Annotated in this window: 22 protein-coding genes; 8 read left to right on the top strand and 14 right to left on the bottom strand. The window is 50.2% G+C overall.

Features of this window, described 5'->3' with window-relative positions; translation table 11 throughout:
- Position 1 precedes the first annotated feature (1 nt).
- The gene (locus tag ACUVQO_RS14230) at positions 2–1,351 is read right to left on the bottom strand and encodes a histidine phosphatase family protein (RefSeq protein WP_445926511.1); all 1,350 of its coding nucleotides are present in this window, start codon (positions 1,349–1,351) and stop codon (positions 2–4) included.
- Between the two features lie 203 nt (positions 1,352–1,554).
- Between ACUVQO_RS14230 and dnaK the strand changes: the two genes are divergently transcribed.
- A complete protein-coding gene (dnaK, locus tag ACUVQO_RS14225; protein ID WP_445926510.1) occupies positions 1,555–3,453 on the top strand; it encodes a molecular chaperone DnaK in 1,899 nt (632 codons plus the stop codon).
- A gap of 143 nt (positions 3,454–3,596) precedes the next feature.
- Here the strand turns inward: dnaK and speA are convergent, their stop codons facing one another.
- On the bottom strand, positions 3,597–5,681 hold the full coding sequence (speA, locus tag ACUVQO_RS14220; protein ID WP_445926509.1) for a biosynthetic arginine decarboxylase: 2,085 nt from the start codon (positions 5,679–5,681) through the stop codon (positions 3,597–3,599).
- 114 nt (positions 5,682–5,795) lie between these two features.
- Positions 5,796–6,329 (bottom strand): hypothetical protein, encoded by a 534-nt coding sequence (locus ACUVQO_RS14215; RefSeq protein ID WP_445926508.1) that lies wholly within the window; start codon positions 6,327–6,329, stop codon positions 5,796–5,798.
- Positions 6,330–6,444: 115 nt separating this feature from the next.
- Between ACUVQO_RS14215 and tatC the strand changes: the two genes are divergently transcribed.
- Complete coding sequence (tatC, locus tag ACUVQO_RS14210; RefSeq protein WP_445926507.1) at positions 6,445–7,263, top strand: twin-arginine translocase subunit TatC; 819 nt, start codon at positions 6,445–6,447, stop codon at positions 7,261–7,263.
- Positions 7,264–7,267: 4 nt separating this feature from the next.
- Positions 7,268–7,843: a Uma2 family endonuclease gene (locus tag ACUVQO_RS14205; protein ID WP_445926506.1), complete on the top strand. Its 576-nt coding sequence runs from the start codon at positions 7,268–7,270 to the stop codon at positions 7,841–7,843.
- 78 nt (positions 7,844–7,921) lie between these two features.
- Here ACUVQO_RS14205 and hemJ read toward each other — a convergent pair whose 3' ends face one another.
- Complete coding sequence (gene hemJ, locus ACUVQO_RS14200) at positions 7,922–8,518, bottom strand: protoporphyrinogen oxidase HemJ (protein ID WP_445926505.1); 597 nt, start codon at positions 8,516–8,518, stop codon at positions 7,922–7,924.
- Positions 8,519–8,616: 98 nt separating this feature from the next.
- Positions 8,617–8,817: a DUF2811 domain-containing protein gene (locus tag ACUVQO_RS14195; protein ID WP_233747969.1), complete on the bottom strand. Its 201-nt coding sequence runs from the start codon at positions 8,815–8,817 to the stop codon at positions 8,617–8,619.
- A gap of 826 nt (positions 8,818–9,643) precedes the next feature.
- On the opposite strand from ACUVQO_RS14195, the gene ACUVQO_RS14190 reads away from it, so the two are divergent.
- Positions 9,644–10,354 carry a DUF6816 family protein gene (locus ACUVQO_RS14190; protein WP_445926504.1) on the top strand — a complete coding sequence of 237 codons (711 nt, stop codon included), beginning with the start codon at positions 9,644–9,646 and terminating at the stop codon, positions 10,352–10,354.
- Positions 10,355–10,415: 61 nt separating this feature from the next.
- On the opposite strand, the gene ACUVQO_RS14185 is transcribed toward ACUVQO_RS14190, so the two are convergent.
- From ACUVQO_RS14185 to csaB, 9 genes are all read right to left on the bottom strand, one after another.
- Positions 10,416–11,039, bottom strand: a complete 624-nt coding sequence (locus ACUVQO_RS14185) for a hypothetical protein (RefSeq protein WP_445926503.1) — start codon at positions 11,037–11,039, stop codon at positions 10,416–10,418.
- A 102-nt stretch (positions 11,040–11,141) separates the two neighbouring features.
- Positions 11,142–11,522, bottom strand: coding sequence for an SMU1112c/YaeR family gloxylase I-like metalloprotein (gene gloA2, locus ACUVQO_RS14180; protein WP_445926502.1), 381 nt, complete (start codon positions 11,520–11,522; stop codon positions 11,142–11,144).
- A 122-nt stretch (positions 11,523–11,644) separates the two neighbouring features.
- Positions 11,645–12,490, bottom strand: a complete 846-nt coding sequence (locus ACUVQO_RS14175; protein WP_445926501.1) for an MBL fold metallo-hydrolase — start codon at positions 12,488–12,490, stop codon at positions 11,645–11,647.
- Positions 12,491–12,533: 43 nt separating this feature from the next.
- Positions 12,534–12,941, bottom strand: coding sequence for an aspartate 1-decarboxylase (gene panD, locus ACUVQO_RS14170; protein WP_445926500.1), 408 nt, complete (start codon positions 12,939–12,941; stop codon positions 12,534–12,536).
- Positions 12,942–13,162: 221 nt separating this feature from the next.
- Positions 13,163–13,678 carry an inorganic diphosphatase gene (locus tag ACUVQO_RS14165; protein WP_445926499.1) on the bottom strand — a complete coding sequence of 172 codons (516 nt, stop codon included), beginning with the start codon at positions 13,676–13,678 and terminating at the stop codon, positions 13,163–13,165.
- Between the two features lie 104 nt (positions 13,679–13,782).
- Positions 13,783–13,923: a hypothetical protein gene (locus ACUVQO_RS14160; RefSeq protein WP_445926498.1), complete on the bottom strand. Its 141-nt coding sequence runs from the start codon at positions 13,921–13,923 to the stop codon at positions 13,783–13,785.
- 4 nt (positions 13,924–13,927) lie between these two features.
- A complete protein-coding gene (locus ACUVQO_RS14155; RefSeq protein ID WP_445926497.1) occupies positions 13,928–15,580 on the bottom strand; it encodes a DUF2079 domain-containing protein in 1,653 nt (550 codons plus the stop codon).
- Positions 15,581–15,628: 48 nt separating this feature from the next.
- Complete coding sequence (locus tag ACUVQO_RS14150) at positions 15,629–17,494, bottom strand: hypothetical protein (RefSeq protein ID WP_445926496.1); 1,866 nt, start codon at positions 17,492–17,494, stop codon at positions 15,629–15,631.
- A 182-nt stretch (positions 17,495–17,676) separates the two neighbouring features.
- Complete coding sequence (gene csaB / locus ACUVQO_RS14145; RefSeq protein ID WP_445926495.1) at positions 17,677–18,744, bottom strand: polysaccharide pyruvyl transferase CsaB; 1,068 nt, start codon at positions 18,742–18,744, stop codon at positions 17,677–17,679.
- Positions 18,745–18,921: 177 nt separating this feature from the next.
- Between csaB and ACUVQO_RS14140 the strand changes: the two genes are divergently transcribed.
- The 4 genes from ACUVQO_RS14140 (at position 18,922) to ACUVQO_RS14125 (ending at position 20,670) form a co-directional block, all read left to right on the top strand.
- Positions 18,922–19,224 carry a DUF2499 domain-containing protein gene (locus ACUVQO_RS14140; RefSeq protein ID WP_445926494.1) on the top strand — a complete coding sequence of 101 codons (303 nt, stop codon included), beginning with the start codon at positions 18,922–18,924 and terminating at the stop codon, positions 19,222–19,224.
- Positions 19,225–19,311: 87 nt separating this feature from the next.
- Complete coding sequence (locus tag ACUVQO_RS14135; RefSeq protein WP_445926493.1) at positions 19,312–19,620, top strand: DUF3593 domain-containing protein; 309 nt, start codon at positions 19,312–19,314, stop codon at positions 19,618–19,620.
- Between the two features lie 23 nt (positions 19,621–19,643).
- The gene (locus ACUVQO_RS14130; RefSeq protein ID WP_445926492.1) at positions 19,644–19,769 is read left to right on the top strand and encodes a hypothetical protein; all 126 of its coding nucleotides are present in this window, start codon (positions 19,644–19,646) and stop codon (positions 19,767–19,769) included.
- 79 nt (positions 19,770–19,848) lie between these two features.
- A complete protein-coding gene (locus ACUVQO_RS14125) occupies positions 19,849–20,670 on the top strand; it encodes a tetratricopeptide repeat protein (protein ID WP_445926519.1) in 822 nt (273 codons plus the stop codon).
- The last annotated feature ends 504 nt before the right edge of the window (positions 20,671–21,174 follow it).

The raw sequence follows: 21,174 nt of genomic DNA, 5'->3' as shown, positions 1-21,174 counted from the left end.
CCTACAATGCTCCCGCGGCGGTTTTATCGAGGATGCCACCCGATAGATGGGAGGTAATGTTCATGGCCATGAGAACAGGTTGGCTATCGGAGCCGTTGTAGTCAATCACGCTGACGGCTCCGTTGCCTTGCTTGAAGCTCCAGAAATGTTCTGGCCCCAAGCCAAGGATGTAACAGAGAATAGCTTTGTTAATCGCATCGTGAGCAACGACCATTGTGATGCCAGGTTCGAGGCGGTTAGTAGCCGTTTGGACGATCGCATCCCAGGCCGCGATCGCTCGTTTCCACACTTGTTGCAAATTTTCTCCTTCTGGCATTTGCACCATTTCAGGCGATCGTTGCCAGCGCTGCAACTCTCCCGGAAATTCCTGCTCAATTTCCGCTTCCAACTTGCCTTCCCACAACCCGTGGCTGATTTCCTGTAAGTTATCCTCCAACTCCAGTTGCACATCCGGATGATGCTGCAGAATAATCTCTGCAGTTTCCTTTGGTCGCAACATGGGGCTGGTAACCGCATAGCGAATAGGGATAGCTCGCAAAAACTCTGCAGCCTGTCCCGATTGCACCCGTCCGTTCTCATTCAACGGCACATCAATCTGGCCTTGAAAGCGCTTTTGACGGTTCCACTCGGTTTCTCCGTGCCGTACCAACAACAGGCGAGGGCCATGGTAGTCTTTCTTAGCTTTGGGAATGGGGTCACCTAGATGAGCCGTCTGATTCAGCGATTCAATCTGAACCGGATCGCCCAACTCTCCAGCAAAATTCAGCACACTAATCCCACAGTTAGACTGATGCAACGCTTGATAGGCGGTAGGCTCCAGATCGATCGCAGTACTGATTAAAGCGCGATTGATGCCACTGTGAGCAATCAGCAAAACAGTTTTACCCTGATGCGCAGGTAAAAAGTCTAGCCAGAACTGCCTGGCTCTGGCAAAAAGCTCCAGTACTGGGAAGTAATCCTGGGAGCCTTCAGGGCCAGGAATTACCATTCTCAACTCATGAGGACGGTTTTTCCACTGCTCGTATTCTTCTGGATACTTCTGCTCAATATCCTTAAATAACAATCCTTCCCAGAGGGCCAGATTAATTTCCTTCAAGTTTTCCAACGTCTGAAATGGAACTGCTGGTGGTTGCTTCAGTTTGGATAAAATTAATTCTGCTGTGTCTCTGGCTCTCCCCAATGGACTGCTGTAAACCGCATCGAACGCCATGTCACTGAGTGCTTCGCCGACCTGAATTGCCCCTGCGCGCCCCGCTTCCGTGAGGGTAGATACATCAGAATATCCTTGAACACGGCATTCCACATTGAAGCTGCTCTCGCCGTGACGAACCAGAATGACACGAGTGACCATAGATTTGGGAGTTTGGGAGTTAAGGACGGGTTAGTTGAATAGACCAGAAGCATTCTAACTCGAATCTCCAACAGGTACGGCGATCACCCGTTCTGACAGTGGGCAGTGCCGAACCCCTAAAGTCTTATCCTCCCGATAAAGTGGATTCATACAGAAATGAACCAGATAGCTTTTTGAATCCCTAACGAAGAGGTTAAACGTACATGGCTAAAGTGGTTGGAATTGACCTGGGTACTACCAATTCCTGCGTGGCGGTGATAGAAGGTGGACAACCCGTGGTCATTGCGAATGCAGAAGGTGGACGTACTACTCCCTCAGTGGTTGCGTATACGAAGAATGGCGATCGCCTGGTGGGGCAAATTGCCAAACGTCAAGCGGTGATGAACCCTGAAAACACCTTCTACTCCGTTAAGCGCTTCATTGGACGGAAGTATGACGAAGTCAATCAAGAGTCTAAGCAGGTGTCTTACAAAGTTCTGAGTGATGGCAGCAACGTCAAATTAGATGCTCCCGCCGCAGGTAAAAAGTTTGCTCCCGAAGAAATCTCGGCGCAAGTGCTTCGCAAACTGGTCGATGATGCCAGTAAGTATCTGGGCGAGAAAGTCACTCAAGCAGTGATTACCGTTCCGGCTTACTTTAATGACTCGCAGCGACAAGCGACCAAGGACGCGGGCAAGATTGCGGGCATTGATGTCCTGCGGATTGTTAACGAACCTACGGCAGCCGCGCTTGCTTACGGGTTGGACAAGAAGGCAAACGAAACCATCCTGGTATTTGACTTGGGTGGTGGTACCTTTGACGTATCTTTGCTGGAAGTGGGCGATGGTGTTGTAGAAGTTAAGTCTACAAGTGGGGACACTCATCTGGGTGGTGACGATTTTGACAAGAAGATTGTGGACTGGATTGCCAGTCAGTTCCAAAAGCTGGAAGGGGTGGACTTGCGGAAAGACAAGCAAGCGCTGCAACGGCTGACGGAAGCGGCTGAGAAGGCCAAAATTGAACTTTCCAGTTCGACTCAAACCACCATCAACCTGCCCTTTATCACGGCAACTCAGGAGGGTCCAAAACACATTGACTTGACCCTGACCCGCGCTGAGTTTGAAAAGATGAGTGCCGATCTGCTCGATCGCTGTCGGATTCCCGTGGAACAAGCGATTCGGGATGCCAAACTGACGGCTTCTGATATTGATGAAGTGGTGCTGGTTGGTGGTTCTACCCGGATTCCTGCTGTGCAAAATCTGGTGAAACAGCTGACGGGCAAGGAACCCAATATGACCGTCAACCCGGATGAAGTCGTCGCAGTAGGTGCTGCAATTCAGGCGGGTGTTCTAGCCGGTGAAGTCACCGATATGCTGCTGCTCGATGTTACGCCCCTTTCCCTAGGGGTGGAAACGATGGGCGGTGTCATGACCCGGATCATTCCTCGTAACACCACCATTCCCACCAAAAAGTCCGAAGTCTTCTCAACTGCAGCTGACGGACAGACCAATGTGGAAATCCATGTGCTGCAAGGAGAACGGGAAATGGCCAGCGATAACAAGAGTCTGGGAACCTTCCGACTGGATGGCATTCCGCCTGCGCCCCGTGGCATTCCGCAAATCGAAGTCACCTTTGATATTGATGCCAACGGGATCCTGTCCGTCTTCGCCAAGGACAAGGGCACTGGCAAGGAACAGTCCATCAAGATTACGGGGGCATCAACCCTGGATAAGGGCGAAGTGGAACGTATGGTGCAGGAAGCGGAACGCAATGCCGCCAGTGATCGCAAGCGCCGGGAACAGGTAGACACCAGGAACCAGGCAGACTCTCTCGCTTACCAGGCTGAGAAGCAGTTAGCCGATTTGAATGGTCAGGTGCCTGTTGCCGAAAAGAGCCGCGTGGAAGAACTAGTAAAAAATCTGCGCGAAGCCATCAACCAGGAAAACTACGACCGGATGAAGTCCCTCAGTAATGACCTGCAACAAGCGCTGATGCAAGTCGGTCAGGCCATCTATGCCAATGCCAGTGGTGCGAGTGCTTCTAGTGCAGCACCTAACCCCGGTGACTTTAACTCCTCCGGCAACAACGATGTGATTGACGCGGACTTTGTGGAGTCGAAGTAAGTGAGTTGATGGCAATGCTAGTCAGATGAGACTGTCATTGGTCATTCGTCCTTTGTCCTTCTGACCTGATTTGGTGAATTGGGGAGCTTGTCTTAGAGAGAGGCTCCCTTTTCTTATGAAGGTATCAGGCATCTACCTACCCTTCACGAAGACAGATAAGTATAGCGGCTTAAACTCCGCTCGTAGTTTTGCAGTAGCAGTTGAGAATCTTGCAGACTGATGCGCTTGTCCTGCAATGCCAGTTCCGTTTGTTGGCGGATGCTTTCCACCAGGTCTTCGGAATCGTACTGCACATAGCCCAGTACCTCCGTCATAGTGTCACCTTTGACCACATGATCAATTTGATAGCCTTTGGGTGTCAGGGTGATGTGGACGGCATTGGTATCGCCAAACAGGTTGTGCAAATTGCCCATAATTTCCTGATACGCGCCGCTGAGGAACATTCCCAGGTAGTAGGGTTCATCGGGTTTGAGAGGATGAAGTTCCAGGACGGACTTGACATCGCGCAGATCGATGAACTGGTCGATTTTGCCGTCACTGTCACAGGTGAGGTCAGCTAAGGTGCCGCGCTTGGTGGGTTCTTCATCCAGACGGTGAATCGGCATGATGGGAAATAGCTGATCGATCGCCCAACTATCTGGAGCCGACTGAAACACGGATAGGTTGATGTAGTAAATCGAGGCCATGATTTTTTCCAGATCTTCCAGATCATCCGGCACATATTCCTGCTGGCGAACGATCGTCAAAATCTTTTCGCAGCAGGCCCAATACAGGCGCTCGGCTCTAGCCCGTTCTGGCAGACTGACATAGCCAAAATTGAACAGGCTCACCGCTTCTTCTTTGAACTGGGTGGCATCGTGGTAGGCTTCCTGGTAGTTGTCCTCAGTGATTGAGGCATAGGTTTCCCAGAGATTGCGGATGATCAGGTGTTCGTCGTCTTTAACGGGCTCAGGAGTGCCTGTGGATACATCACTGGTTCCCAGTACGTTGAAGACCAGCACGGATTGATGGGAGGCGATCGCTCGTCCGCTTTCACTAATTAGGGTAGGAACGGGCAACTTCCGGTCGGCACAGGCTTCCTTCACTTCAGCCACAATGTCGTTAGCGTAGTTCTGGATGTTGTAATTCTTGGACGCATAAAAGTTAGTGCGAGAGCCGTCATAATCTACTCCCAGACCACCGCCTACGTCCAGGTAGCGCATTCCCGCCCCTAACTCAGCCAGATCCACATAAATTTGACTAGCTTCCCGAATCGCATCTTTAACGACGGAGATGGCCGAAATTTGGGAGCCGATGTGGTAATGGAGAAGTTGCAGGCAATCCAGCATTCCGGCTTCCCGCAGCAAATCTACGGTCTGGAGAATTTCCGGAATGGTGAGGCCAAATTTGGCCCGATCGCCCGCCGAAGTCCCCCAGCGGCCAATGCCCTTACTGCTCAACTTGGCCCGCACTCCGACAATCGGACGAATCCCCAACCGCTGACCGGCCTCAATCACCAGGGGAACTTCTTCAATCTGTTCCAGCACAATAATCGCAATTTTTCCCAGTTGCTGAGCCAGGATCGCCATTTCGATGTATTCCCGGTCTTTGTACCCATTGCAGATGAGCAAGGCTCCAGGAGTTTGCAGGGTGGCCAGGGCAATCATCAATTCCGGTTTGGAACCTGCCTCTAAGCCAAACTGGTAAGGCTTACCAAACCTGACCAGCGCTTCTACCAGATGCCGCTGCTGGTTGCATTTCACGGGAAATACACCCCGGTAGGTGCCCTCGTAGTTGTAGCGAGCGATCGCTTTGGCAAAAGCCGCATTCAGCCGTTCGATTCGGTCTTCCAGAATATCCGAGAAGCGAATCAGCAGAGGCAGATTCAGATTCCGGGACTTGAGTGCATTGACCAGCTCAAACAAATCCAGGGAACCGCCTCGATCACCCTGGGGAGAGACGGTGACATGACCTGCAGCGTTGATGGAGAAGTAAGGCTCTCCCCAACCGTTAATTCGATACAGTTCTTCACTGTCTTCAATCGACCAGGAGGAGCGAGTTGCAGGGGCGATCGCAGGAGTGTTGCCGTTACTATTTATTCCCTCGCCTGTTGCCCTGGCAGATGAGGATGGGGGTGAAGTCCTGGAACTCTCCTCAACAGCTTGCGACTGACTCTTGATCTGGGCAGCAGCCTCATGCTTCAAAGACTCCTTAGAACCAGTCTTCACATCCATTGAGTGTTTTCCCATTCTTAATCCCTCATCACGCTTAAAATAGGCCGGAAACAAAGGCCAGGACTGCCAGTCTACCGCATTCCACCTTATTTGTGGGTACGGCAGAACACGTCCAATAGATTTCCTGGCTTACTCGTCTTCCAGGGCTTGAGTGGAAAGCTCAGATGGTGTTTCGACAGGAGCGATCGCCTCAGTCGGCTGTGTGGTAGATGTGGCGCTGGGAGACACGGCCTTGGGAGGCGCTGGGGGCGTTTCCACAGGAACGGGTTTAGCTGGAGGCTCTGATGTCACTTCCAGGCCCAGTTGTTCCTTTGCTGTATTCAGCAACCGTGTCACTGTCGCCTGTCCAGTCGCCAGTAAAGACTTGCCCGTTTCACTCAGAAAATCTGCTGTTGAGGTTGCTTGAGTAGCCTCCTCTTCCGGGGTTTCCACTTTAGTCTGCATCGCATCGATCCAAACGCGGGCATCCTGACCTGCCTTGTAAGATTTTTTCCAAAACCAATCTCCTGCCACTAAGCCCAAACACAGCAACAGCCACAGCAGTTGTCCAGTTTCCTTGAGGATTGCCCAGGTTAAGGCTAACGTTTCCTGGTATGCCTTTACGGTGGACGGGCTGGAGACGATTTGCCAGAGCTTGTTGGCTTGAGCTTGGATCCGTTCCATCAGACTCTCCTCTCGTAACGGTTCAGACTTTAGCTTCTCCAAACTAGCGCTTCAGGTCAAGATTGTTGGCACACCTGGATACAATGAAAACAGCTTTCTGGACAAATGCCTGACCATGACTGTTCCTACTGACCTGGAATCAGCTTCTCAAGAGAATTTAGCGACTGACTCCGGCTCTGCTACTGTAGCCACTCCGGCGATCGCAGAGAATCTGCTGTCTGATGACGACCTGATCGACGATGTGGAGATGTCGCTGTTTGATCACCTGGAAGAACTGCGTCTGCGGATTTTCTATTCTCTGGTGGCCGTAGTAGTGGGTGCGAGCGGTTGTTTTACTGTGGTCAAGCAAATTGTGCGGCTGCTGGAACTGCCTGCCCAGGGAGTCAAATTTCTCGAACTGGCTCCAGGCGAATTTTTCTTTGTTTCAATTAAAGTCGCCGGATACAGTGGCATTCTGGTGGCCAGTCCCGTCATTCTGTATCAGATTATTGCCTTCGTGTTGCCCGGTCTAACGCGGAGAGAACGCCGCTTACTGGGGCCGATCGTGTTTGGTTCCAGTATTTTGTTTGTGGCTGGGCTGGCCTTTGCCTACATTGCCTTGATTCCCGCTGCCCTAAACTTCTTCATTACCTACGGGGCGGATGTTGTTGAGCAAAGCTGGTCAATTGAAAAGTATTTTGATTTTGTGCTGTTGCTGATGTTCAGTACGGGACTGGCCTTCCAGGTGCCGATTATTCAAGCCCTGTTAGGACTGCTGAATATTGTTTCTTCCCAACAAATGCTGGCGGGCTGGCGACTGGTACTGATTGGAGCCGCTATCGTCGGTGCTGCACTGACTCCCTCCACTGACCCATTAACGCAAAGCTTGTTGGGAGGGGCGATCGTCTCGCTTTACTTTGGCGGCATCGGTTTTGTCAAATTACTCGGCAAATAAGCCTATGACGGCCTTTACTATTGATCTTACTCCCGTAATTCGGCTGACGGATGACCAGTTCTATCAACTCTGTCAGGCTAATCCAGAAATTAAGTTTGAGCGATCGGCCCAGGGAGAACTGATCATCATGGCCCCAACGGGAGGAGAAACAGGGAATTGCAATATTGAAATTGCTGCCGATTTTGTCATCTGGAATCGCCAGACCCAATTAGGCAAGGTGTTTGATTCATCAACGGGCTTTAGACTTCCCAACGGGGCCGCTCGCTCTCCCGATGTTGCCTGGGTACGTCAGGAACGCTGGGATGCCCTCACTCCTGCCGAACGCAAAGCATTTCCTCCCCTCTGTCCCGACTTTGTTCTAGAACTGCGTTCTCCTGGTGACTCCCTGAGTAAGCTACAGGCCAAGATGCGGGAGTATATCGAAAACGGTGCCCAATTGGGCTGGTTGTTGAATCGACAGGATCAACAGGTAGAAATTTACCGTCCAGGGCAAGCAGTTGAAGTGCTGGAAACTCCCGCCTTCCTATCTGGAGAATCGGTTTTGCCAGGTTTTATCCTTCATCTCCACTGGTTCTGGTGATGACAAAAATTGGTAGAGACGTTCCGGCGGAACGTCTCTACGAAATTGTGATGTATAGTCGTGCCACGCGCCAATGAATTAAATCGACCCTTCTGGGCTGACACTCACAGACGGAGTTGCTTCTGCCGCCAGCCGCTCTTTATCTAAACGACGCTTGCGGGCATAAAGCTGAATGGCCGCAGCCATCCCAACGATCATCGCGGCAATCAGCCAGGTAGAGGCATTGGTGGGGAAATTGCTCTTGAAGACAGCCAGCATCACCACGATGACGAAGAAGACTGTGGGAAATTCGTTAAACCAGCGGAACTGCTGTCCGGTCATCTGACATTCATCAGCAGCCAGCTTCTTCATGATCCGCTTGCAGAAGTAGTGATAGCCTAGCAGCAACGCGACACAGGCTAATTTGACGTGCATCCAGGGTTGCTTGAGCACGTCTGGTTCAATCGTGATCAGCCCGATCGCCATCGCCACGGTCAGCAGCATGGCCGGAGTCATGATGATGCTGTACAGGCGTTTCTCCATCACCTGATATTGATTTTTGAGAATGGTGCGGGCGGGTTCGGGTTGCTCGTAAGCTTCTGCGTGGTACACAAACAGTCGGGGTAAATAAAACATCCCGGCAAACCAGCAGACAATCCCCACGATATGAAACGCCTTGAACCAGTAATACGCCATGTGAAACCCTCTTGAAATTTTGGATTTTAGGTTTTGGATTTTGGATTTTTGATCGTTAGAACAAATCGAAAATCGCCAATCGGAAATCCAAAATCCATTTAGGCCGCTTGCTTGAACAGGCTATCGAGATAAACCTGAGCCGCTTGGCGATCGCATTCTCCATTCTGCAACAAAAAGAGGGACAGGGCAGCAGCAAACAATCGATCCTGATCCCAATCGGCATGGGACTCTAAGTAGCGGGTTACGGATTCATGAAGTTCTTCGGGGATTTCTGCCAGGATGCTCACAGTCATAGTCATTTCAACCTCGGGTAGTGCTGAAGCGGTATTTGGGAATGAAGGACGGGTATGGACTTATCGTTGCACCCTGTCAAAAACAGAGGGTTAAAACTCAGCAGCGGGAGTCAAACTGTTGTCCACCTGCCGCTACTGCAACTCTTGATGACTGGTGAAACCCCAGCAGGAAACCCGTGGTGCTGCACAAAAGTCTTTCAAGAGAGAAGTCGCCTCATTTTGTCCAGCGCAAACCAATCTTGTCAACCTGGTAAAAGTGCGATGGATAGGAGTAGCCAAGATCACGATCAACGAAAGAATCGGTACTTGAAGGCGATCTCCGTTACTTTTCTTAAAGCATAGGAGTCCTCTACTGGCAGTTTGAAGATCACGCTGGAAATTTACTCAACAGGCTAAACATCCCATTCGTTCGTCCTTACCTGTGGAAAACTAATTAAAAGCTGGGGAAAACCTGGGGAAAACTTGAGAAAGGTTGTGGAAAGCCTGTGGAATCTGTGGGGAAAACTTGGGTGAAAAATAAGAATTGCAAAAATGTGGAAAACCTTGGCACTCAGCAATGTTTCTTAACAATTAAGATGATTGAAGGGCGATCTAGCTCTAGCAAACCATAGAAGACATAAGAAACAGTAAAGAAATAATTAATAAAGAGCGCTGCGCGAACCACGATTTTTCTATCTATTTTTCTATCTTTAGTAGCATGACTTTTTTGCCTGGTTGGATTCTATCTAGCTCTTTCAACTCCTTTTTCAAGCGCAATTGTTTCTCCTGGAAACCGCTGCTGGCAATCGTCCTTATATGGCTTCTAGGCATCTCCTCAGTGCAGGCAGGAGCGTTGACTGACCGGATTGCTACCTTTCCTGACTGGCAAACCAAGCCTACGGTTTCACCTGTCCAGGGAGATTTAGTCTACCCCGGTTGGCTGGCTGGATCCTGGTCAATGAGCAGTACGTTGGTGGAAATGGTGGCCCCCCTGGCTCCAGAAGTGACAACGCCAGGATTTGAGGGCAACCGCCAGTTTCTTAACCAGCCCGTGGTCTGTCAGGTGAGATTTCTACCCGCTAATGTGGTTGAACGGAACAAAGCGATTCTGCCCCTGCTGTCGCTGCCCACTCAGTCTCTGGTGAATGCTCAGATTGTTTCCGACCGAGCCTTTAATGGACTGAATCTGGCAAAGGCGTATCTGGGCGATCGGGTATTTCGCGTCTGGATTGATCCACGAGACTCAAATCGGTTGATTACTAAATTTCGCGATAACCGCAAGCTGTTTTCCACCGCAACCGGGCGAACCGTGGAACAACCAGATGTGGATCATTTCATCACCACCGAGCTGTTTCAACAGTTTTTTCAGTCCCCGGAAAAGCCGTACAAGAATCAAGTGGAAACAACCACGGCCTACACGCACCAACCCGATAACACCGTTACTGCGGATCAATTTACTGCCGTATACTTACAGCCTCCTCACCCAAAAGCTTTTCTGGCTGGCGATCGCCCAGTTGCCCTCTACCACTATCAACTGAAGTTTGTGCAGCAGGGTGTCAGGTAATTACCAGTGGGAGATCGGGTTTACTCGGCAAGAGTAAAGACGTTGCAATGGAATGTCTCTACTAAATTTTTCGTACCCAGAGAGCAAGTCCACCCCCCCGTCCTCGTGCGGCAATGAATTCTTCTGTGACTAAAAAGAAGGCAAAAAAGGGCAGTTTGGCGATCGGGGCCTCTGCAAAGGAAATGTCCCCAGTCTTGCTGCTGCGAAAGGGGTGTTGGAATAGCGATCGGCCAAAGATTGATAACTGCATGTGAGTAAAATCAAACGCCAGTAAGTTTTTTTTGCCTGTGTAGCGAGCTGGCCCCGTTAACCGGAATACCAGCGAACCGAGGCTGACCTGATTACCAATCTGGGCGATCGTCGGATCGGCTTGAGCAGCGTCAACCGGAAAAAACGAAATTTGGGCTGGAGTGAATTGTGGTGCATAAAAACCTCTACCTATGGGAACTCCTGCCTTCAGACGAGGCTTCTTGGGAGCCGTGAAACACAGTTGCCAGTCTCCCATCAGCGCTGCCAACGGATAGGTTAATCGCTGGTGTTTGGCCGCCTGTTCTGCCTCCAGCAATGCCTTCACCATGCTCGTCTGATCTGGCCGCTGTCCTGACCTGGTTTGAAACATGCGGACGGCTTCAGACAGGGTGGTAACAAAACTGGGAGAGTCTGACCAGGATAGGTTGGTAGTCATGGATCAAGGGGATTTTCGATTTGAGATTGGCGATTTGTGATTTTGGATTTAATGCCATTTATGATTGGTATCATGGTCGATTCATCTGCCAGTTTTATCCCTCTAAACTTCGTAAAGTTCTAAGGGTAAGCCATCGGGATCTTTGAAAAAGGTGAAGCGCTTGCCAGTCAATTCATCCAGACGAATTGGTTCGATCTCAATCCCTTTTGCACTCAGGTCAGCAACGGTTGCATTCAGATCAGCAACCTTAAAGGCAAGATGACGGAGGCCGCAAGCTTCGGGATTGTTGGGGCGATCGGGCGGGTGCGGAAAGGAGAAAAGCTCGATCTGAGCCTGCTCTCCTACTTGCAAATCTAGTTTGTAAGAATCTCGTGCTGCTCGATAGGTTTCTCGCAGGATGGGAAACCCCAATAGCTTGACATAGAAGTGCTTTGAGCGATCGTAGTCAGAGCAGATGATGGCAATATGGTGAATGCCTTGCATTTGAGGTTTAAGTTGTGAGTTTTAAGTTTTGAACGGTCTTTGTCATTTGCCAAGGCCAAAGGACGAATGCCCAATGACTCATGGCAGATTTGTTACCATCAACCATTCACTATCCAATCTACTTAAACCACTGGTAAAATCATCCCCTCGCGGGCAAGCAAACTGTTCGGGAAAACAGTTTCAACCTGGGCCTCAACGTGATCTAAGAAATCGTCGGAGTGGTTAGGGTCATGATGGAAGATTACTAATTTTCTCACCCCAGCGGCTTTGGCCACCTTGACCGCTTCTTGCCAGGTAGAGTGTCCCCAACCTCTTTTGGGAGCTTGCGGATCGTGGTATTCTTCATCGGTGTAGCAGGCGTCGTAAATCAGCACATGAGCATCACGGGCCAGGTAAATCAGATTCTCGTCCAGATGATCTTCGTAATGCTCCGTATCGGTAGCATACACGGCGGTTCGTCCCTGATAAGTAATCCGGTAGCCCATTGCCGTATTTGGGTGATTTAAGGAGCCTGTTTCAATCGTGATATCTCCCAGTTGCATCACATCACCGGGGAACAAATCGTAGAACTTGAGGTCTGATTGCATAACCTGCATAGGAACCGGGAAGTTGGGATGCAACATCTGGTCGTGCAGGCGTTGCTTCATCGTGGCTCCGTTGGGGGCGATCGCTCCATAGATATGAAAGCAATTCCCTTTCATGAACGCCGGAGCAAAGAACGGAAACCCCTGAATATGATCCCAATGGGAATGGGTGAAAAACATATAAGCTTCTACAGGCATTTGCTTCAGCAGGGATTTCCCTAACACTCGGAGTCCTGTGCCCCCATCGAAAATCAAGCGTTTCCCTCCTACGCGCATTTCGACGCAGGAGGTATTGCCCCCATAGCGAACGGTTTCGCTGCCGGGAGCCGGAATGCTCCCCCGTACTCCCCAGAACTGAATGACAAAGTCAGTAAGGGTTGGCATATTCCCGTTTTCTCCCTGCATTATCCCCCTGTTAGAGGTGGACTCAAGCTCTGACATTGTTGACTAAGTTGGCCTCTTCTAAAAGGTCTGAGTAGCAATGCACCTTCAACAGGCGATTGTGATCATCAACTAGCACAACAGTTGGAGAATAGGTTTGTAATTCTTCCAGGGTAAGTTGAGCATAGGTCATGATAATCAGGCGATCGCCTGCCATTCCCAAACGAGCTGCAGCACCGTTGAGTTGGATTTCTCCAGAGCCAGCCGGAGCCGCGATCGCGTAAGTGATCAACCGCTCCCCATTGGAAACATTGACAACTTGCACTTGCTCATAAGGTAGGATTCCCGCTGCATGCAACAGAATCTCATCAACACTGATGCTCCCCACATAATTGAGGTTGGCAGAGGTGAGAACACACTGATGAATTTTGGATAGAAGGAAGGTACGTTGCATAGTTAAAAAACTTCTTCAAGAGCAGTACGGCAATAGTCTTGCGATTGCCTGATCGAATACTGCTTGTATCCTATTTTGTGGTTATCAATCTGGTAATGACGGATACTCCTGATCCGGAAATAAACAAATCTTTACAATATGGAGGCTCAGAACTGGATTTCTAAGCCTCCTGATCCAACCTCTTCCTGTTATCAACAGTCCAGATTGATCAACAGTTTGAATTACCCAGCCTTACCAGCCTTGACGCATTGCTCTACCAGGGGGGCAACCTGGTCAACATCCTTCCAGCCAAGGATTTCGGCGACTTTCTTCTCTAGATTCTTGTAGGTTTTAAAGAACTCAGCGATCTCATCGAGGCGATGTGGAGCTATGTCGGCTAGGGATTTAACCTGAGCATACCGGGGGTCTTTATCAGGAACACAAAGAATTTTCTCATCGCGATCGCCCCCATCGATCATCTCTAACATCCCAATGGGACGAGCTGCAATAATGCATCCTGGAAACGTTGGCTGATCCATGATCACCATGCCATCCAGCGGATCGCCGTCATCGGCTAAGGTGTTGGGAACAAAGCCATAGTCATAGGGATACTGCACAGAGGCATAGAGAACACGATCAAGGGCAAACGCGTTCATCTCTTTATCGAACTCATATTTATTCTTACTGCCCTTGGGAATTTCGATCAGGACATTTAGTAAACCAGGCTTTGGTTGGGCAGGAATACGAGACAGATCCACAGCAATTCTCCAAACTGCGAAATGATTAAGGGATAAAGCAAGTCCAGCTAGAGAACGGTCGTTTTCCTAATCAGAGAAACTACGGTTCTGGACTTGGACAAGGTTTAATACTCCCGATAGCATTTTAGGGGATAGTCGCCATTCATCGCCTTATCCCCCACTCCCCTTGTTCCCCTACCCTCCCCCATCTTCCCCATCGCCCCTTCCCAATCCCAAATTCCTAATTCCCAAACCCCAATGCCCATCTCCTCACTTCCCTTTCTCCAAACTCGCCTCATACGATCGCTTCAATTCCTTCCAGGCATTGAGCAAGTCTGGTGAGGAAGGTTCTCCCCGTTTGAGCAGTACCACTCCATCCTTTAGCCCCAGAATGCCGTAGCTCTGACTTTCTACTAGCTGATCGATGCGGGGCAATAGATCCAGGAGATACCCTCGCTCGAATTTGAAGGCAGGCTGGTATTGTTGCATCTGCCACAAGTCTGCTACTACGTACTCCACTGCGATCACCTGATTCTGGTCATTCCGCAGTTGCAGGAACGGTAGCCGCAACACTTCCCGCCGACTGGACAGGTGAGGAACTAAATAGGTTGATGCGGAAACGCTGGCTTCTGGAGGAATTTCTTGCAGCAGCGATCGTATCTGTCCTGAATGCTCCCACTGTCTGGGTAAGGAGACATATACCCAGGGTTTAAAGGAATCTGGAACGGCAAAATAAAACACCCGATGAGGACTCTTCGCGATCGTTACCAGCAGGGAAAGGATGATAAATCCAATCCAGATTTGTCGAAATCGAGGCCGAAACCGCTCCTGATGCATCGACCACCAGAGAATCGCCCCATAAAACAAACCAGGTACTAGCGTTATGGCATATCGGATAGAGATGGAAAAGCGAGAATCCCCGCCTTGCAGTAATAACTGAGCCAGGGGAGCACTGATCAAAGCCCAGGCACTCCCGGATATCAGCGGCACAAAGGCCAGCGGCAAGGTCTGACCTAACATATAGGCAAATTTTTCATCCAGAGAATCAAAAAGATGCTGGAACAAACGCCCAGGATTACTGAGAATTCCCCACAGAATATCCAGAGTAGAAGCTTCATTCCCAGTGGCAAAGTGTCCAAATCGCTCAATCATGAACCGCTGGGAAATATCCCTGGAAAACAGTGGCATTAAAACATTAGTAGCCAGCAGGACATAGCCAAATCCCATGCCGCATAAAATTATTCCTATACGAGGAAATCGGCGGCTGAGAATCAGGTAAATCCCAACACTAAACAGCACCACTCCCGTATCTTCCCGTACCAGTAAAATCAATCCGGCCATCAGCCAGAAAAACGTCCACCATCGCTTCTCCAGAGCCAGGAACAAAGTGAAGAGCAGGAGCGGAATTTGGCTCAGATCATGAAAGTTAGAAAAGGTGGGGCCAAGGACGGCGATCGCCCCGTAATAGCTGGCCGTAATCATCCAGGAGAGGCCTGGTTGCAAGCGCTGGCGTGCCAGGACATATAACACTAACCCACCTGCCGTGACCTGCACCACCTGTAAAACCACCAGCATGGCGGCATTAGGAAACAGGGCGTAGAAGAGATGCCAAAGCAACAAAATGGGGTCAAAATGCTGCCCTAAGCGGTGATAGGACACAATCGGTAACTGTCCATCATGCCCCACCGCTGCGGATAAGACGGATGACAGCGAACTTTGGAAAAACTGCCCATGAATGCCGTTCCAGAACAATTGATTAAAAATGCCCTGGTCGTAGGAGGCGTAAAACGTTAAATAGCGATGCAGGCCAAAAATCAACGTAGCGGCAAAAAACACGGAAGCTAGCAACAGGACTGGCTTTAGCTCTTTTCGATGTGCCTCTACCAACGAGGCCACCGTAGCCGAGAATTTGAACCGATTCATGAATAGATGTTAAGAGTCAGGCAGTTGCACGACTATAGCATGAGGCGGTTACAGGGTGGATGGCTGTTGCTCTGCTGTGCGAGGGAAATTGGGTAGTTCAACAGAGGCCATAGATTTTAGTCTTTTGGCTGGGCGGAATCGATGTAAGACCGGAGAAGGCAAGCCAGGAGAGGATTCTACGGTAGCAGGTTCCAGGGAGTTAACGGTAGGAATCGGAGGATCCGGGTAGGCAGCGATCGCCGCCCTCTGTGATTCAGTGGGAGACTTCACAGTAATGAAGGGAGATCCCGATTGCATTTCTGCTACCCAGGGAGCTTCGACAAAGGGTTGAACAAAGGGATTATCAGTCTGGGGTGACGGAGCAGGCTTGGCAGACCTGGCTCGATCTCCGGATGCCTGTACAGGGCGTTCGTTGACTTCAAGAGTTTCAGACCGTTGAGAAGTTGGAGTAGGCTCGATCGCCTGAGATTCAACCTCAATGGTTAAGTCCGGGGCAGTGGCCGCATTTTCAGCCACCATATCTGGCTCAATCAATCTAGCCAGATCGGCCCACAAGTTGTTTTCTGGTAAGGGGATGGGGGGGGGTTCTGAAGCGGCAGTGGGAGATGGGGTAGGAGTAGGAGGTTCGGAGGCGGGAGATTGGTCGCTCGCCTCTGTTGGAGCGACTAGATGAGATGCAGTGATGGTTGCTGGATCCACTTCTCCCGCTTCTACAAATGGGCTGAGATCAAAAATGGCGGCCTGGGAACAGGCCTCTGCTGCGATCGAAAGCGGTGGAACATCGGGAAACAAGGCATCCAGATCCGGCGGCTCGGCTTCACTGGGGGAGGGAGACTCAGGAGCGATCGCGCTTTGAGTCAGGGCCAAAAGTTCGGCAGGAGGGGTCGCTGGATCACCGCTAGACTCCTCAGATCCCAACACATCCGACGGATGAGAGTGTGTTGCCATATCAGCATGGAAGAGCTTTAACAGATTCGGCAACTCTTGCCCCAACGAGCGTGGGGAAGCCGGATGACTGCGAATACTGGGGGATTCAGGCGTTTTCGACCAGGGTTTGACAGGTTGGGCTTTGGGAAGAAACGCAGCGGATTCTGGATGCTCTGCATTGGGAGAACTGGTCAGCGGCTCACTGGAAATAATATGGTCAGAACTAATTACTGGAGCCATTTCCAGACTCTTCTCCAGCGCAGCCTTGAACTGTAATGTTTGTTGTTGCTGGCGATGCAGCCGCATACGCAAATCGCGACAAGTGTTGTCCATCTGAGTAGCCAGTTGTACTTGTTCCGCGTATCGTTGCTGAGACAAGGCACAATCCCGCTCTAGCTGGGCAATCCGCTCTTGGCTTGTCGCTAATTGCTCCGTTAAAGCATCCACTAATTGCTGTTGCTGCTGCACCGTTTGTTGAGACTGTTCCAGGCTTTGAGTCAATTGTTGAATTTGAGTTTTGGCAACCATTAACTCATCTGTGGTATCTGTTGCCGCGCCTGCTGCCCCATCCTCTGGCTGTTTACAGTAAAAACGGGCAACTTCCAGTTGAAGTTCCACCTGCACCTGAGCGAGATCCTGTTCTAGCTGCACGATCTGGTTCCTTAAAGAGGAATTCTCGCCTCGCAGGTACTGCACCAAATTCTGCAAATTCTCCGATTCCTGGGCCGCCGATTCTAAAGATTCTTGTTTATCGGCAGTGATCGCCCCAACCGAGGCTGTGGCACCAGAAGTTTCTTCAGTCAAAACTGAGGATTGGAGCAAGTCAGCCAGGGGAATTGCTCCAGGAAAATCAACCGTTTGCCAATCTTCCTCAGATTCTGCGACCGCCATTGCCGGCACAGGTTCAGACTCAGGAACAGCAGATGAATTGGGGACATCCGATCGCGGAGATGCTGAGTCGTGATTGGGATTAACGGCTTCACTCATAGCTTCTGAATCCTGAAATTAAGCGGTTTTACACGAATGGGGAAATGCGATGCTAATGATATACCCAGTTTTAAAAACTGTACCCTGGCGATCGCGATCGTTGTGCGACTTCTGGGGGGATTGTAAGGCAAATATACTAAAGAGAGGTGATGGGGTGAGGAGGGTGATGGGTAATTCTAAACTTAAAACTTAAAACTCTCAATCTTCTCCAGCGCTTCCTGCAGCAGGGCCTGGTGAATCAGGGCACGATCGACCAGAAATTGGAGTTTATCAGAGGAGAGGGGGTCACCGTTGGCGTAGTGCTCCAGCCAGACCTGGCAGATTTGATTGGGATTGTCAGGGATTTCAGTTAATTTCCAACCAGGGAGGGAGAGATCTTGCATCAGTTGGCTGACTTTGGGATCGTAGCTGAGGGCAAAGCAGCGGCATTCTTCGGCAGCAGCCATGATCAGGCCATGTAAGCGCATGGCGATCACCATTTCCACCCCCCGAAAAATGCCCTTCAGGTGTTGAGGATCCTCCTGCAACAGAATCTGATTGGCACCGGGAAGGCGGGGTTGAATGGCCTGGGCGATCGCCAGATCCTGAGACGGCTGAAAGGGCACCAGCAACAGACAGGTTTGGGTAGCTTTCTGGAAAGCAATCAGGGCCTGGGTCAGATGTTCTAAACGATCGTCAGTTAATTGAGGATGGGAACGTAGGTTCACGGCTACTCTGGGAGCCGGTAAGTCCCACAATCCTTCCACAGGAACTGATTGCAGTGCCCAAACCGGATCGGGGGCCAGGGTAAAGGGAATTTGCCACTCAGTTAATAAAGCAGCAGAAGCGGTATCCCGCACACTCACGGCAGAACACCGGGCAAAGGTCTGACGAGAGAGCCAGCGGGTCAAGGGCCGATGTAAAGGGCCAATTCCCTGTGCCCAGGCGATCGTAATCAAACCTAATCGTTGCGCCAGTTGCATTAAGGCCAGATAGTAAAAAGGACTAATTGCACTGGTGGCGTCTTGAATCAAGCTACCCCCACCCCAAATAAAGACTTGAGCCTGACGCAGGGCACTGAAAACTGCCTTTGGATCCTTGCGATAAATAGCTTCTACGCCATAGCGATCGTGGGTCTGTTGAGGATTTCCCGACAACACCACAGGGGTGATATGAGTGGGTAGCATTTGTAATAGAGAAGCCAGCAACGCCTCGTCGCCACCATTGCCCATCCCGTAGTAACCACACAAAACTGCCCGCGCTGTTGTCATTTTGGATTTGAGAGTTTGGATTCAGGTCAAAGAGACTGAGATTGCATCCGTAGAAATAGAGGACATCCGTTTTACAATAAACAGCGCTTACTCAAATCTCTGTGCCCTTAAACTGTAAATCTTAGGACGTACCGTTCTATCAAATCCCAAATCGAGAATCTCAAATCCAAAATTTTCATGCACGCACTTTCTATTCCCACCTGGGTTATTCATGTGTCCAGCGTTATTGAGTGGATGGTCGCCATCTGGCTCATCTGGATTTATGGCGAAGTGACCCAAAACCGCAACTGGTGGGTACTTTCCGTAGCTATGCTGCCTGCCCTTGTGAGTGCAATGTGCGCCTGCACTTGGCACTTTTTCGACAATTCTCCTTCCCTCCAGTGGCTCGTCACCCTACAAGCCAGTATGACCGTCGTTGGCAACATCACCCTGCTGCTGGCGGGTTGGTGGATCTGGCGATCGGCAAAAGCGAAGGCTTGAGTTTTAAGTTTTGAGGTTTGAGTTTTAAGTTCAGAACCTTCCACTCACTCACCTGCCCTTCACCCCTTCACTCCTCCACCCACTCTTATGCTTTCCAAAGACACCCTCTTCGCCCTCTCCCTCTTTCCGTACCTGGGGTTTCTCTGGTTTCTGACGCGCTCTCAGCAGATGCCCCGATTGGCCTTACTTGGCTTCTACATGACACTGGTATTTGTCGGTGTGACGATTCCGGCGGGGATTTATGCTCGGGTTGTGTACGGTGAGCAACTCGCGAATGTGGACTGGCTCCACGGTGGCGCAGAGTCCTTATTAACACTGTCAAATATTCTGTTGGTGCTGGGATTTCAACGGGCAATCGCTGAATATCGCTCCAGAACTCAATCCCCAGAACAGTAGCAAGAGTCGCTGATGGACTAATTTTGGCCCGCGATCGCCAGGAACAAGTCATTCCCACAGGAGCAAAACGGGCCGACACAGCAGCATCAAAAGCGCAACGACTGGCCGAAGGGTTAGGGGCGATGGAAATTGATTCCGATGAAGTGTGACTTGTGGGTTGAAGGCCATGCAGAGGCCACTGACCTTTTATACTGAAATTGCTAAGAGAAATCATCGAAATTATTGGCTATGGGTTCTGCGATCGCGGTCAATCACCACAACTTTGCTACAGAAGTTCTGGAAAAATCTCACCAGAAGCCTGTTTTAGTGGACTTCTATGCCACCTGGTGCGGTCCCTGTAAGATGCTGGCTCCGATGCTGGAACGGCTAGTACAGGAGTATGACTTTGTGCTGGCTAAGGTAGATATTGATGAGAATCCTGACCTGGCACAGACTTACGGGGTGCAGGGTGTTCCCGATGTGCGAGTTGCAATCGCAGGCGAGATGAAAGAAGGCTTTGTAGGCGTTTTGCCAGAAGCGCAATTACGGCAACTGCTGGAGGGACTGAATCTGCAATCTGAATTGGATGTAGCCTTGGAAGGTATCTACCAGCAGGCCGAAAAAGGTAATATCGAGGTAGCCCAAGCCACACTGAATGAGTTGCGGCAACGGTATCCCGATCATCGAAGGCTGATTTTAGAAGCCGCCAACTTCTACCTGGAAACGGGGCAACTGGAAACGGCTGAAGACTTACTCCTCAAGATCCAGGAATATGAGAAGGATTATTTTCCGAAAGCCAAATTACTCAAAGCTTTAATCTTCTTTAAACGGACTTCCACCGAAACTGAGCCAGCTAGTGACCTTGATCGCACCTTTCAAACTGCTGCCCAGCGGGTGCTGCAGGAAGATTATCAGGCGGCCTTAGACACCTTACTGGAAATAGTGGGCAAAGACCGGGTATATCGCAGTGATGGCGCACGGAAGGCAATGCTGTCTGTTTTCGATATCCTGGGCGACGACCATCCTTTGACCAAGGAGTATCGCAAGAAATTGATGATGGCTTTGTATTGAACCTTGTCCAAGGCCAGAGCCGGAGCTTCTCTGATCGGGAAATAACTGTTCTCTTGCTGGACTGGGTTTAATAAACTGTTTGCAATTGATAAGAAACTGTTTGCAAATGAATATTAAGATAACGCATGAAATATGCTCTGAGATTAGATCCTCCCTAACCCTCCTTATTTAAGGAGGGAACCGAGCCAGAATGCCTGAATTCCACCTTAAAAAGAGGGAATTCAGGGAGTCAAAACATTGGTTGACAAGCAGCCTCTAAAAGCCAGTCTCTTTTTCGCCCTGGCGACTGAAGTCGCGGCTATACAAAGAAAATCTGCTGACGCAGGCTGCTGAAAACCTCGATTTTATTAAGTTTGCATTGGTAGACTGGGTGAGTGTAGTCGCGGTTTTAACCGCCAGATACTTTTAAAGCACCCTCTAAATCAGTTAGTAGAAATCTGAATCTAACCTTAACTATTGAGGGGTTGGGGGAGCTATAAGTCCCGCGCTGTATGCGAAGCCTCA

It is taken from the genome of Leptodesmis sp. (genome assembly GCF_052746595.1).
This window is presented reverse-complemented; position numbering and strand designations above follow the sequence as displayed.

Coding starts and splice junctions, on each gene's coding strand:
- ACUVQO_RS14230 (WP_445926511.1), bottom strand. CDS start 1,351: ATGGTCACTCGTGTCATTCTGGTTCGTCACGGCGAGAGCAGCTTCAAT.
- dnaK (WP_445926510.1), top strand. CDS start 1,555: ATGGCTAAAGTGGTTGGAATTGACCTGGGTACTACCAATTCCTGCGTG.
- speA (WP_445926509.1), bottom strand. CDS start 5,681: ATGGGAAAACACTCAATGGATGTGAAGACTGGTTCTAAGGAGTCTTTG.
- ACUVQO_RS14215 (WP_445926508.1), bottom strand. CDS start 6,329: ATGGAACGGATCCAAGCTCAAGCCAACAAGCTCTGGCAAATCGTCTCC.
- tatC (WP_445926507.1), top strand. CDS start 6,445: ATGACTGTTCCTACTGACCTGGAATCAGCTTCTCAAGAGAATTTAGCG.
- ACUVQO_RS14205 (WP_445926506.1), top strand. CDS start 7,268: ATGACGGCCTTTACTATTGATCTTACTCCCGTAATTCGGCTGACGGAT.
- hemJ (WP_445926505.1), bottom strand. CDS start 8,518: ATGGCGTATTACTGGTTCAAGGCGTTTCATATCGTGGGGATTGTCTGC.
- ACUVQO_RS14195 (WP_233747969.1), bottom strand. CDS start 8,817: ATGACTATGACTGTGAGCATCCTGGCAGAAATCCCCGAAGAACTTCAT.
- ACUVQO_RS14185 (WP_445926503.1), bottom strand. CDS start 11,039: ATGACTACCAACCTATCCTGGTCAGACTCTCCCAGTTTTGTTACCACC.
- gloA2 (WP_445926502.1), bottom strand. CDS start 11,522: ATGCAAGGCATTCACCATATTGCCATCATCTGCTCTGACTACGATCGC.
- ACUVQO_RS14175 (WP_445926501.1), bottom strand. CDS start 12,490: ATGCCAACCCTTACTGACTTTGTCATTCAGTTCTGGGGAGTACGGGGG.
- panD (WP_445926500.1), bottom strand. CDS start 12,941: ATGCAACGTACCTTCCTTCTATCCAAAATTCATCAGTGTGTTCTCACC.
- ACUVQO_RS14160 (WP_445926498.1), bottom strand. CDS start 13,923: ATGGGCATTGGGGTTTGGGAATTAGGAATTTGGGATTGGGAAGGGGCG.
- ACUVQO_RS14155 (WP_445926497.1), bottom strand. CDS start 15,580: ATGAATCGGTTCAAATTCTCGGCTACGGTGGCCTCGTTGGTAGAGGCA.
- ACUVQO_RS14150 (WP_445926496.1), bottom strand. CDS start 17,494: ATGAGTGAAGCCGTTAATCCCAATCACGACTCAGCATCTCCGCGATCG.
- csaB (WP_445926495.1), bottom strand. CDS start 18,744: ATGACAACAGCGCGGGCAGTTTTGTGTGGTTACTACGGGATGGGCAAT.
- ACUVQO_RS14140 (WP_445926494.1), top strand. CDS start 18,922: ATGCACGCACTTTCTATTCCCACCTGGGTTATTCATGTGTCCAGCGTT.
- ACUVQO_RS14135 (WP_445926493.1), top strand. CDS start 19,312: ATGCTTTCCAAAGACACCCTCTTCGCCCTCTCCCTCTTTCCGTACCTG.
- ACUVQO_RS14125 (WP_445926519.1), top strand. CDS start 19,849: ATGGGTTCTGCGATCGCGGTCAATCACCACAACTTTGCTACAGAAGTT.